Origin of the sequence: Mesobacillus selenatarsenatis SF-1, from assembly GCF_000813125.1 — a bacterium.
Taxonomy (GTDB): domain Bacteria; phylum Bacillota; class Bacilli; order Bacillales; family Cytobacillaceae; genus Mesobacillus; species Mesobacillus selenatarsenatis.
The window spans coordinates 25,991-38,884 of record NZ_BASE01000117.1; the positions used below are offsets into that span (position 1 = coordinate 25,991).

Sequence of the window (12,894 nt, forward strand, 5' to 3'; positions counted from 1 at the left end):
AACAATGAGATCATTACATATTTCCGCTGAGACTGCTGTTAAGCTTTCCGAAAAGCTCGGAGTGCCTATCGAACAAATCATGCACATGCCCCAACATATCCTCATTCAAAAATTAACGGAACTTGAAAAAGAAAAAGAAAAATAAATCTCAAAACGCCTATTGGGCGTTTTTTTATGGATTCCTGCGCTATATATACATGATAATATGCATACTCATGGTTTACCAATTTTCAGGCATATAAAAACATCTTACTTTAGTACGGTAAAACCGTGATAAAGTAAGATGTTCCATATAATATTAAGAATAAATAGCTAAATTTGCCCTAACTCTTTCAAGAAGCTTTATGCTCAAGGCGCAGCTTGTCAGCGACCATCGCGATGAATTCGGAATTTGTCGGCTTTGCCTTTGACATCGAAACAGTATAACCAAACAGCGAGGAAATGGAATCGATATTCCCTCTGCTCCACGCCACTTCAATCGCATGGCGGATAGCACGTTCTACACGGCTTGCCGTTGTATTGAATTTCTTGGCGATATCTGGATAGAGGACTTTTGTGATCGAGCCAAGTAGTTCAATATCGTTATAAACCATTGAAATAGCCTCACGCAAGTACATATAACCTTTAATATGTGCAGGGACGCCAATTTCATGAATGATGCTCGTAATGCTCGCATCAAGGTTTTTAGGCTTTTGTTCCGCATTCAATCTGCCATAATTGATTGATGACGATGGTTTTCGCGCTACTGATTTTGCCTTGCCGCTTACCTGACGAATATGGCCAGCCAGTTGCTCCATATCGAACGGCTTGAGAATGAAATATGATGCCCCAAGGTCTACTGCTTTCTTTGTTACATCTTCCTGGCCAAACGCAGTCAGCATGATTACATTTGGAATGATTCCCTTCTTCATTTCACGAAGTCTCTCCAGGACCGCCAAACCATCAAGGTGAGGCATAATAATATCTAAAAGCAAGACATCTGGATCTGTATCTTCGAGCATCTCTAAACATTCCTGGCCATTATGGGCAACTCCAACAATCTCCATATCATCCTGAGAGGAAATATATTCCTCAAGAAGACCTACTAATTCTCTGTTGTCATCAACTACGCATACTTTTATTTTGTTCACTACTTGGTTCCTCCTCAATCCAATTATGATCACAAACATTATCTTCTCTAAATTCTATTCTAAATGACTAATTCGACAATGCAACAGAAATTCCTCTTATTTTTAATTTTTTCTTAAAAAAGTAATATTTTCTTATTAATGCTTCATTTTCCTTTGTTTTTCGACTTATTTCGATAGTTGACAAAAAAGCTTCAGTTAATTTGTCGAATAATCTTTATTTTTAGGCATTAATATTAGTTTATGCTGTTTTCCGTTCCAAGCGCTAGGCTTTCCGCGGGGAAGAATTATGAAAAAGCCCAACATCCGGCTTTTTTAAAAAACGAATTCTTCCTCACTGGCGGTGAGCCTCCTCGTCGTAAGCGAACATCTTCGTAATTTTTATAGATTTCTGCCCGTCTTAACTCCTGATGATGGACACTTTATCGTGATTTTCTTCGATTTCTGTCCGTCATACCCTTGCGTTGTCTGTTTATTGTTATACATAAAGAAAAGGCGGCTATTTGCCGCCGCCGAATTCCTGTATTAACTTGCCTGCTCTCTTGGTTTTTCGTAAATATCTATACCTGCTTCGTTCAACATCCATTCTATATGAACACCATATCCACTTGTTGGGTCATTTACAAAGACGTGGGTCACTGCCCCCACTAACTTATCTCCCTGGATGATCGGACTTCCACTCATTCCCTGGACGATTCCGCCTGTTTTTTCCAACAGTTCCGGGTCGGTTACTTTAATGACCATGCCTTTTGTTGCTGGAAATTTCTGCGGGATGGTGCTGACAATCTCTATATCAAAAAGGTTTACTTCGTCATTATTCACGACCGTCAAGATTTTCGCCGGACCTTCTTTCACTTGATGTGAAAGCGCAATTGGCAGAGGTTTATCAAATACGCCATTTGAAATATCTTTGTTCAGTTCGCCAAAGATTCCAAAAGGACTGTTCCTTCGGATATTCCCTATTACTTCCCGGTCAGATGAAAAGCGAGCCAGCTTTTCCCCCGGATTGCCTTTACCGCCTTTTTCAATCGAAGTAACTGTAGATCTTACAATTTGTCCGTCACCAACGACGATAGGCTTCTTCGTATCCATGTCGGAAATGACATGCCCCAGTGCTCCATATTTTTTTGACTGAGGATGATAAAAAGTCATCGTCCCGATTCCTGCAGCTGAATCGCGTATATACAACCCAAGCTTATAGGTGTTTTCATTAACATCCTTTTCTGGCTGTAGTTGAGTTTTGATTTTTTCATTTTCCCTTTTTATTACAACATTCAATGGCTTGCCATCTTCACCAGCTTGCTTAACAAACGGTCCAACGTCCGCCATTTTTTCAATTTGCTGTCCATTGATCTCTGTGATGATATCGCCTTTTTTTATGCCTGCTTTTTCACCTGGTGACACTCTTCCTTCATCAGCCTGAACCTGGTGATGCCCGACCACAAGGACACCAACCGTGTTCAGCTTTACTCCTATTGATTGACCGCCTGGCCTGACCTTGAAATCCTTTAGGACATTTACATCGACTTTTTTAACCGGAAATCCGGCTAGTTCAAGGACCAGTTCATCCTTCCCATGTCTTTTTGCCTCTAGAGACAAGGTTTCACCTTTTTGGTCCACTGCGATATTTGAGTCTTTTACGGGAGCTGAAACTTGAACTGCATTCGTCTGGAAATCAAGCTTTTGCCCCTCGAATAATGTTATATCTCCTGGAATAGATAAATATTCATGTACTGGTTTTGCAAATCCTAAAGCAATTAATGAAACAAGGAGAATTCCACCAATAAATTTTCTAAGAAAATCCTTTTTCAAATCCATTCACTCTCCTCGCTTCTAGTCCACACACATCGAAAATGGCTACATCTTTAATTTTGCCTCGACTCCCCGCATTTATAACCTGTATAAAAATAAAAAAGCTACCCATTATGGATAGCTTTTCAAGTAACTGCCTTCATATTCTGGGCAAGCTTCAGCAATTCTTCAGCATGCTGTTTCGTGAGGTCCGTAACTTCCACCCCTGATATCATTCTGACGATTTCCTTTACCTTCTCAGAGGAAGAAAGTGGTGTGACAGATGTTTTTGTCCTGCCATTCTTTATGACTTTTGCGATATACAGGTGGGTATCAGCCATCGCTGCGACTTGAGGTAAATGCGAAATACACAGAACCTGTGATCCAGTCGACACACTATAGATTTTTTCGGCAATCGATTGTGCAACCCGGCCGCTGACTCCTGTGTCCACTTCATCGAAAATGATTGAAGTGACACCCTGATGTTTTGAAAAGATACTTTTCAGCGCGAGCATGATCCGCGAAAGTTCTCCTCCGGATGCAATTTTTGACAAAGGCTTCAGTGGTTCGCCTGGATTCGTCGAGATATAAAATTCAACCTTATCTGCACCGTTTTTATGAAAATGATCAGAATCCGCGTCGATTCTAAGGTCGAATACCGTCTTTTCCATATACAGCTCTTTAAGTTCTTTATGAATTAATTTTGTAAGCTTTTTTGCCCATTTCCTGCGAGTTTGAGTCAGGTTATTGGCCTCGATACGCAAATCCTTCTTAAGGGATGCAAGCTCTTTTTCCATCTGGCCAATATGGACTTCTTTATTTTGCAGTGTCTCAATTTCTTCTTCGATTTTCGAGGAATACTCAAGGATTTCTTCTATCGTTTTCCCATATTTACGCTTCAATTGATTGATTTCATTTAGTCTGTCTTCGATTTCAATCAAGCGCTGCGGGTCATATTCAAGGGAATCAAGTTCATTCCTGATTGTCCTCGCTGCGTCTTCCAGCATATAGAAACTGTTCGCTACAGTGTCAGCAACATTTTTGTAGTCTGGATCCAGATCAGCCGCATTCTGAAGATTATCCATTACTAAACCAATCCAGTCAAGGCCCTTTTGCTCTCCCTGCAAAGCTGAATAACTGGTCTGAATGCTCTCGTAAATTCTTTCGAAGTTGCCAAGTTTACGTTTTTCTTCAAGAAGCTCCTCATCCTCGTTCATCTTTAGGTCCGCTGAGAGGATTTCATCATGTTGGAACTGAATCAAATCAAGTCTATGGGCCATTTGCTGTTCATTTTCACTTAAGCTTTTCATCTTTTTCTGTGTTTGTTCAAATGAACGGAAAACCTGCTGGTATTCATGAAGGGCAGGCAGGATTTCATCTGCACCAAATTGGTCAAGCAGATTGATATGCTTTGTTTCATCCATCAATTCCTGGTGCTCATGCTGACCATGAATATCAATCAAGGTCGAACCTACTTCACGCAGGGTTGCGATTGTGACAAGTTTGCCATTAATTCGGCAGACGCTTTTTCCACTCGCCGAAATATCTCTTCTTAAGACGATCATGGCATCTTCAATCTCGATGCCAAACTCAGCTGCTTTTCCATAGCTCGGGTGATTTTCGCCTTCCAAATGAAATAAACCTTCAATTTCAGCTTTATCTTCCCCATGTCGGACGAATTCTGCTGAGCCCCGTCCGCCCACGAGCAGGTGGATGGCATCAATGATGATGGATTTCCCAGCCCCTGTTTCACCTGTGAGTACGGTAAGGCCTTTATTAAAAGAAACGGATAATGATTCAATTATTGCGAAGTTTCGTATCGATAATTCATTTAACAAGCAAACGTCACCTCATTTACAGCATTTCGAGAAAACGATTTGTGACTTGCTCAGTATCCTCTGGAGTACGGCAAATAATCAAGATGGTATCGTCTCCACAAATCGTGCCAAGAATATCTTCCCAATCAAGATTATCAATCAGTGCGCCGATTGCATTGGCATTTCCCGGCAGTGTTTTCATTACTAAAAGATGGCCTGCCTGGTCAATCCGGATAAAAGCATCCATTAACGACCTTTTTAATTTTTGCAATGGATTGAAACGCTGATCTGCAGGAAGACTGTATTTGTATCTGCCATCAATCAAAGGAACCTTTACAAGATGTAGCTCCTTGATGTCACGTGAAACTGTCGCCTGTGTAACGTTAAAACCGGCAGCTTTTAATCGATCAACGAGTTCATCCTGCGTCTCGATATCTTTACTCGCGATTAACTCACGGATTTTTATATGTCGCTGTCCTTTATTCATTAATATCACCCCTGGATATATCCGAAACATTCATATACTCATATGTTAGCCGATTTCAACAGAATGTACAATCATTCGTGGACTTTCGGCAAAAGTTATCGTTGGAATTGACGAAGTGGTGAACTGATTTAAAAAGAAAATGTTTATAAAGAAGGCTCTGTAAAATAGGATGTTGATTTTCGTTCCAGGCGCTTAGCTTTCCGCGGGGCCGGGGCTGAGCCTCCTCGCCGCCGTTGGCGTCTGCGGGGTCTCACCTTCCCAGCTGATCCCGCAGGACATTGAATGCGCTTCCTAGAACCTGCCCACGCACAATGGAAATGCGTTAGCATTTTCGGAGGAGTCTTCGCGCCTTCCACTACAATCATCAGGTGTTAATAATCAACAATAGCATTAACTGAACCTAAAACCTATTGCATCAAGGAATAATTCCACTGCAAACATTATAATTTTTTTGAATTACACAAAAAAAGAACAGGCTAATTCAGCCTATTCTTCTTCGCTAGTTTGCTTTGATTTTAATTCATTATGCGCTTCAGTTACGACTGATTCAGGCTCGGTCTTCAGCAACAGCCTGCCTTTTTTTTCCGCGGTGTTGTTCCACTGAAGATGAAGCAGGAATTCGATATTGCCATCACCGCCTGTGATCGGTGAGAAGCTTAGATCCATAACATCATAGCCCTCTTCTATCGAAAAAGAAATGATTCTGTCCAAAACTTGTTCGTGGACCTTCCTGTCACGTACGATACCTTTTTTGCCGACTTGTTCTCTTCCAGCCTCAAATTGCGGCTTGACGAGAGCGACGACATCGCCGCCTGTTACCAGCAAGGTTTTTAACACAGGCAATATCAGCCGAAGTGATATGAAAGATACATCTATGCTTGCGAAATTCGGCATTCCTTTAATGAGGTCCTCCGGTTTCACATATCGGAAGTTTGTCCGCTCCATCACGACGACACGATCATTCTGACGCAGCTTCCAGGCAAGCTGGTTGTAGCCGACATCCAAGGCATAAGACATCTCAGCACCATTTTGAAGGGCGCAGTCGGTAAAACCACCAGTAGAAGCTCCAATATCCAACAGTGTTTTTCCTTGAACATCTAGGTCAAAAACCTTTAATGCCTTTTCAAGCTTCAGTCCTCCACGGCTCACATATGGCAGGACATTTCCCTTTACAGTCAGGGGAATGTCACTGCTAACCTTTTCACCAGGCTTGTCCAGTCGGTTTTCATTGGAGTAGACGAGCCCCGCCATGATTGTCCGTTTGGCCTTTTCCCTCGTTTCGGCAAGACCGCGTTCAACAAGCAGTACATCTAATCGTTCTTTTTTGATTTTCATTTGCTACGCCCTTTTTTGTTTCTGTCTCGCAAGCTTCTGCATTCGCAAGACGACATCTTCTGTTGTCATTCCAATTTCCTCAAGAAGCTTATCCACACTGCCATGCTCAATGAATTGATCTGGGATTCCCATCCTGTCGATTTCTACATGCTGATAACCCAGGTCATGCGATGTTTCGAGCACGAAGCTGCCGAATCCACCCTGAAGGACAGCCTCCTCAATCGTAAGGATAGGCATGTTATTATTCAGGATGCCAGCCAGCATCTCTTCATCCAGAGGCTTGATAAAACGGGTATTGACTACTTTTACTGATATACCCTGCTTAGCAAGAATCTCCGCTGCCTCCATAGCCATTGGAATCGTCGTACCGAATGTCAGGATGGCTGCGTCTTCACCTTCACGAAGCACTTCCCAGGTTCCGATTGGGATTTCTTTCAACTCTTCATCCATTGGTACACCCAGCCCATTGCCTCGTGGATAACGCATCGCAATCGGGCCTTCATCATATTTTAAGGCCGTGTATACCATATGTTGTCCTTCATTTTCATCTTTCGGCATCATCAATACCATATTAGGCAAGTGCCTTAAAAAGGCGATATCAAATACGCCCTGGTGCGTTTCTCCATCAGCGCCAACGAGTCCGGCACGGTCAATGCCAATAAAGACATTCAAGTTCTGGCGGCAAATATCATGGACCACCTGATCATAAGCCCGCTGCAAGAAGGTTGAATAGATCGCCAGGAATGGTTTCATATTTTGCGTTGCCAGTCCGGCTGCAAAAGTAGCTGCATGCTGCTCAGCAATCCCGACGTCAATCATCCTGTCAGGGAATTCGCTGGCAAAGCCCTCAAGCTTTGAACCAACAGGCATAGCAGGCGTTACAGCAACGATACGTTCGTCCGTCCTCGCGATTTTCCTTACTGTCTCACTAACCAGCTTACTCCAGGCTGGAGGTGAGAATTCTGGCTTCACAAAATCACCGGTTTCCATTTTATAAGGTCCGGTTCCATGCCAAGTGCCAATTTTATCGTTTTCAGCAGGATTATATCCCTTGCCTTTTTTCGTGATCACATGCAACAGTACAGGCCCTTCCTGCTTTTTTGCATATGCAAGGTTTTCAAACAGGTCGTCGTAATCATGACCATCTACTGGTCCAAGATAGGTGAATCCTAATTCCTCGAAAAAGATTCCTGAGACAAACAGATATTTTAAGCTGTCCTTTATCCTTTCGGCAGTCGCTGCGAGCTGACCGCCAATAGCAGGCACCTTTTTTAACAAGTATTCAAGTTCATCTTTTACCCAATGGTACTTACCAGCGGTCCGAAGGCGGCCAAGTACACTATGCAAAGCTCCCACATTAGGTGCAATCGACATTTCGTTATCATTCAAAATGACAATCAACTTCTTCTTTTCATGCCCGATATGATTCAAGGCCTCTAAAGCCATTCCACCTGTAAGGGCACCATCACCGATAATCGGAACGATGTGGGAATCTTCCCCCTTCAGGTCCCGGGCAATCGCCATCCCCATTGCAGCTGATAGTGAAGTTGAACTATGACCTGTTTCCCAGACATCATGCTCACTTTCAATCATCTTTGGAAAACCGCACAGTCCTTTATGCTGCCTTAACGTATCAAATTGACATGCTCTTCCGGTCAGGATTTTATGTACGTATGATTGATGGCCAACATCCCAAAGAAATTTATCCTTCGGGCTGTCAAAACACTTATGAAGGGCAATCGTTAATTCGACAACACCGAGGTTAGGTCCTATGTGTCCGCCTGTAACTGATAGTTTTTCAATTAAAAACTGCCGAATCTCCCTGCTTACCTCTTCCAATTCCTTATTCGAAAGATTTTTTAAGAAGGAAGGGTCTTTTATTGATAAAAGATCCATTTCGGACCACTCACTTTCATTTCTGACTTATTATTCCGCGTTGTTTATTCTTATTCTCAAAAAGTTGTTAGTAATAACATATATTAAGTAAAGAAAGATTTTCAAGCACTACCTGAAAATATGGCGTCTATTTTTCTAATTTATGTATAAAAAAAGCTGCCAACACTACCGTGCTAACAGCCAATTATAGCACACTATTGCACTGTTCTCAACGACTGCTTTAATGGTTACGCAGTCCAATCAAATCGGTGATCTGGTCAAGAATCCCAACCTCAAGTCCGCTTTTGGCAAGTGAATCTTTCGCGCTTCGCAAATGATAATCAAGCGCTTCTTTGGCTCCTGCTAATCCAAGCAAAGCAGGATACGTGCTTTTTTCGTTAGCTGTATCGCTGCCAACCGGCTTGCCGATCATTTCTTCAGTACCCTCAAGGTCGAGGATATCATCACGTATCTGGAATGCAAGGCCAATATGATAGGCAAACTTGGACATTACTTCCTTTTGCTCCTTAGTTGCCCCGGCAATTTCTGCGCCAGCAATGATACTGTACTCGAGCAATTTTCCTGTTTTATTAATATGGATATATTCAAGCTGCTCAAGGGTCAGCTCTTTATTTTCCCCTTCCATATCTGCTACCTGGCCGCCCACCATACCAGGAGCACCAGCGGCAGCTGATAATCCCTTGATCAAGGCAAGCTTAACGGTTGCAGGTGCGGCATTCTCAGGAATATCGGCCAGCATGTTGAAACTCAATGTTAATAAAGCGTCACCTGCAAGGATGGCAGTCGCTTCTCCGAATACTTTATGGTTCGTCGGCTTTCCTCTTCTCAAATCATCATCATCCATACTCGGCAGATCATCGTGAATAAGTGAATAGGTATGGACCATTTCGATTGCCGCGGCAGCATCAAGACCATCTTGCGGGTCTTTCCCGAAGGCGTCCATTACAGCGAAAACGAGTAGCGGACGGATCCTTTTTCCTCCTGCTTGCAATGAATAAAGCATTGCCTTAGCAAGATTCTCCGGTGTCTCCAGGGCACCAACAACCTCTTTTAGCCGTTCCTCTACAAGTGTCTTATATTTTTGTGTAAAAGAATCAAGTGAAACAGGATGCAATACTATTCCTCCTCATTTATGGAGAAACCTTCAGTCCGTCCATCTTCAGTAATGATCTGGGCCAGTTGTTCTTCCACATTCTTTAGCTTATCATGGCAAAGCTTGGATAATTCCATTCCTTCTTTATAAAAAGAAATCGCTTCTTCCAAAGGCACGTCGCCTTCTTCAAGTTTTTCAACTATAGTTTCCAGTTGCTCCATCGCCTGTTCAAAACTTAGTTTTTTTTCATCTGCCATCATTTTCACTCTCCTTGATATCTGTCACGACACATTGAATGCTTCCATCAGAAAGCTTTACCTTTATTTTCCGTTCAGGTTTTACCTGGGTGACTGTTTTGATCAGTTCCCCATCATCTGTGTATGCAAGGCTATAGCCTCGGTCCATGATCTTTAACGGGCTTAAGGCTTCAAGCGTAGCCACGATTCCATTGAACTCTTTTCGCTTTTCAGATAAGACGGCCGTCATTGCCCTGTTTAAAGCCCTCGTAGTCCTTACATGCCTTTCAGCAGACACTTTCCTCAGTTCTTCTGGGTGACTTCGTTCTAATCTTCTTTTCAATTGCAGAAGTGCATCGTTTTTTGCAAAATAAAGCTTTTCAGCTCCACGAGTCAATGATTCCGTCAGCTTGTCCACTTGTTCAAGTTTTTGTTCATAAAGCTTCCTTGGATAACGGAAGGCATATGACCTAATCAGCCGCTGGTAGCGCTCCTGCTGGAAGAACACTTTTTCCCTCATCGCCCTCATCAGCCTTGTTTCCCTGTTCATTACCCTCTCAATGAGCTCCTGGATATGAGGGACGGCCAGCTCCGCAGCTCCAGTTGGAGTCGGCGCTCTCATGTCTGCGACAAAGTCAGCTATCGTGAAATCTGTTTCATGGCCGACTGCTGAAATAATAGGAATTTTCGAGGCGAAAATTGCCCTGGCAACTGATTCCTCATTAAAATTCCATAATTCCTCAATCGATCCGCCCCCCCGGCCGATGATTAAAACATCGATATCTGTCCTTGCATTCGCCTTCTCGATTGCCCTCACTATGGATGGACCTCCCTGGTCTCCCTGAACAAGGGCCGGGAAAATCATCACTTTGGTAATAGGATATCTTCTTTTAATCGTTGTTAATATATCGCGGATTGCTGCCCCAGTTGGGGAAGTGACAATGCCCACAGCTTTTGGATATTTCGGAATAGGCTGCTTGTATTTGGGAGAAAAAAGGCCTTCTTGCTCAAGCTTCTTCTTCAGCTGCTCATAAGCAACAAATAAATCGCCCACTCCATCGGTTTTCATTTCTTTTATGTATACCTGGTACTGGCCACTGCCTTCGTACACAGAGATATCTCCTCTGACCAGAACCTTCATGCCATTCTCAGGCTTGAACTTCATGGACCTGGCGGCACCCGCGAACATGACAGCAAGAATTCGGGCTTTCTCATCCTTGAGCGTAAAATACATATGCCCGCTCGAATGCCTTTTAAAGTTGGAAATTTCCCCTTTGATATAGACGCCCTGGAGATGCGGATCGGCATCGAATTTTCTCTTTATGTATTTGGTTAACGCGTTGACGGTTAGATAACGCTGATTATCCATTGGTAAACTCCTTTTGTGGTGCTTATACTCAAAAAAACTGCCCATACCCATTATAAATTTAGAATCCCGATTCGTCACTTAACATAAGTGGATTTTCAGTTTCTAACTTATAACAGATATGGACAGAATCACGCCTTACAGATTTGAATTTTGAAGTCTATTCAAATGGTTCTTTGCAGACTTCATTGTATTGAACATCAACATGGCGATGGTCATTGGACCAACACCCCCGGGCACAGGAGTGATATACCCAGCTTTTTCTTTGACTTCATCATAGGCTACATCACCGCATAGCTTGCCTTGATCATCGCGGTTCATGCCAACATCGATGACCACAGCCCCTGGCTTGATATGGTCAGCGGTAATCAAGCCTGCTTTTCCGACTGCTGCTATGACTACATCTGCCTGTTTCGTATGTTCCTGTAAATCCTTTGTCCTCGAATGGCAATATGTAACTGTTGCATTTTCATTCAAGAAAAGTTGGCCAGCCGGCTTTCCGACAATATTACTCCTGCCGACCACAACTACATGCTTCCCGGCAAGATTTATCTCTATTTCCTTCATCATTACCATTACACCATATGGCGTGCACGGTAAAAAAGCATCCTGGCCCGTCATCATCCGACCAATATTGATTGGATGAAAGCCATCAACATCTTTTTCCGGGGAAATAGCTTCTATCAGATTTTTTTCATTGATGTGATCCGGAAGCGGCAACTGAACCAAAATGCCGTGAATATCTTCATCACGATTGAGTTCGTCAATTTTAGCCAATAGTTCCTGTTCAGTAATGGAGACAGGATATTCAATCAGGACATTATGCATACCAAGTTCTCTTGCAGTTTTTTGCTTGCTGTTGACATAGGTTCTTGATGCTTGGTTATCACCGACAAGTATCACAGCCAGGCCCGGAGTTACTCCCTGGTTCTTCAACTCCTGAACCTGGTCGGCGATTTCAAGTTTCTTCTTTTTAGCAATTTCTTTTCCATCAATAATACTAGCAGCCATACTTTCTCCCCCTATGTGATCAGGGAAGGTCCAACCTGCCTGCTTCCAATGGTTTTTAGGATATGCTCTGCTTTACTTTTGACAGAACACCATTAATAAATCGGCTTGATTGGTCATCCCCATATAATTTAGCAATTTCGATCGCTTCATCAAGAACGACATTCATCGGTACATCTTCGTTGCAATACTTCAATTCATATACGGCAAGACGCAGAAGATTCCGGTCTACAGCTGCAAGCCTGTCGAGAGACCACTTTTCTAAGTACACCTTGATCTCCTCATCGATTTCCTGCTGATGCTGAACCGTACCGTTCACAAGCTTGTTCAGATAATCATCCCCAGCTTCTTCTTCAAGCACATGTTCAATCGCGTCTGAAACCTCTACCTTGCTTATATCAATCTGGAATAAGGCTTGTAATGCCTTTTCTCTTGCTGTTCTTCTTTTCATTGAATTCCTTAGCTCCTTTATGGCTTGTCTGATTCTAACAAAATAATAGCATATCATATCTCTTTACGCATGGTTTCCTATTATTTTTCACTTTTTAGAAAAAAGTTAATCAAAACAAGCGGAAATATCTCTTGGTTACTAAGAATATTCAAAATTAAGAAAGGGCCTACCGCCTTGAGCCAGCCCCGTGACAGCGTAGTGTTGTCTTTCAACAGGCTTTAGTTAATTAGTGTGGTGATGTTGTCCGAACATGGGTCTACTTCGCACAAATTCTCCCCTTCATTTCG

General features: G+C 42.8%; 12 protein-coding genes. 1 reads left to right on the plus strand and 11 read right to left on the minus strand.

Annotated features, from left to right (window positions below):
* The first annotated feature begins 4 nt into the window (after positions 1-4).
* Positions 5-145 carry a YycC family protein gene (locus tag TY49_RS24385; RefSeq protein ID WP_084135572.1) on the plus strand — a complete coding sequence of 47 codons (141 nt, stop codon included), beginning with the start codon at positions 5-7 and terminating at the stop codon, positions 143-145.
* Positions 146-332: 187 nt separating this feature from the next.
* Here TY49_RS24385 and spo0A read toward each other — a convergent pair whose 3' ends face one another.
* The 11 genes from spo0A to nusB all read right to left on the minus strand — a co-directional run bounded on the left by spo0A (position 333) and on the right by nusB (position 12,607).
* A complete protein-coding gene (gene spo0A, locus TY49_RS21340) occupies positions 333-1,130 on the minus strand; it encodes a sporulation transcription factor Spo0A (RefSeq protein ID WP_041967927.1) in 798 nt (265 codons plus the stop codon).
* A 522-nt stretch (positions 1,131-1,652) separates the two neighbouring features.
* Complete coding sequence (gene spoIVB / locus TY49_RS21345) at positions 1,653-2,945, minus strand: SpoIVB peptidase (protein ID WP_041967928.1); 1,293 nt, start codon at positions 2,943-2,945, stop codon at positions 1,653-1,655.
* A gap of 119 nt (positions 2,946-3,064) precedes the next feature.
* Positions 3,065-4,756 carry a DNA repair protein RecN gene (recN, locus tag TY49_RS21350; protein ID WP_041967929.1) on the minus strand — a complete coding sequence of 564 codons (1,692 nt, stop codon included), beginning with the start codon at positions 4,754-4,756 and terminating at the stop codon, positions 3,065-3,067.
* 16 nt (positions 4,757-4,772) lie between these two features.
* Entirely contained in the window at positions 4,773-5,222 is a 450-nt protein-coding gene (ahrC, locus tag TY49_RS21355; RefSeq protein ID WP_041967930.1) for a transcriptional regulator AhrC/ArgR, read from the minus strand.
* A gap of 486 nt (positions 5,223-5,708) precedes the next feature.
* The gene (locus TY49_RS21360; protein ID WP_041967931.1) at positions 5,709-6,557 is read right to left on the minus strand and encodes a TlyA family RNA methyltransferase; all 849 of its coding nucleotides are present in this window, start codon (positions 6,555-6,557) and stop codon (positions 5,709-5,711) included.
* 3 nt (positions 6,558-6,560) lie between these two features.
* Positions 6,561-8,453: a 1-deoxy-D-xylulose-5-phosphate synthase gene (dxs, locus tag TY49_RS21365; RefSeq protein ID WP_041967932.1), complete on the minus strand. Its 1,893-nt coding sequence runs from the start codon at positions 8,451-8,453 to the stop codon at positions 6,561-6,563.
* Positions 8,454-8,673: 220 nt separating this feature from the next.
* A complete protein-coding gene (locus TY49_RS21370) occupies positions 8,674-9,567 on the minus strand; it encodes a polyprenyl synthetase family protein (protein WP_041967933.1) in 894 nt (297 codons plus the stop codon).
* Between the two features lie 2 nt (positions 9,568-9,569).
* Positions 9,570-9,803 carry an exodeoxyribonuclease VII small subunit gene (locus TY49_RS21375; protein ID WP_041967937.1) on the minus strand — a complete coding sequence of 78 codons (234 nt, stop codon included), beginning with the start codon at positions 9,801-9,803 and terminating at the stop codon, positions 9,570-9,572.
* The gene (gene xseA / locus TY49_RS21380) at positions 9,793-11,151 is read right to left on the minus strand and encodes an exodeoxyribonuclease VII large subunit (protein WP_041967934.1); all 1,359 of its coding nucleotides are present in this window, start codon (positions 11,149-11,151) and stop codon (positions 9,793-9,795) included. The genes TY49_RS21375 and xseA overlap by 11 nt, the downstream gene beginning before the upstream one ends.
* 135 nt (positions 11,152-11,286) lie before the next feature.
* Positions 11,287-12,159 carry a bifunctional methylenetetrahydrofolate dehydrogenase/methenyltetrahydrofolate cyclohydrolase FolD gene (gene folD / locus TY49_RS21385; RefSeq protein ID WP_041967935.1) on the minus strand — a complete coding sequence of 291 codons (873 nt, stop codon included), beginning with the start codon at positions 12,157-12,159 and terminating at the stop codon, positions 11,287-11,289.
* A 55-nt stretch (positions 12,160-12,214) separates the two neighbouring features.
* Entirely contained in the window at positions 12,215-12,607 is a 393-nt protein-coding gene (nusB, locus tag TY49_RS21390) for a transcription antitermination factor NusB (RefSeq protein WP_041967936.1), read from the minus strand.
* Positions 12,608-12,894 lie beyond the last annotated feature (287 nt).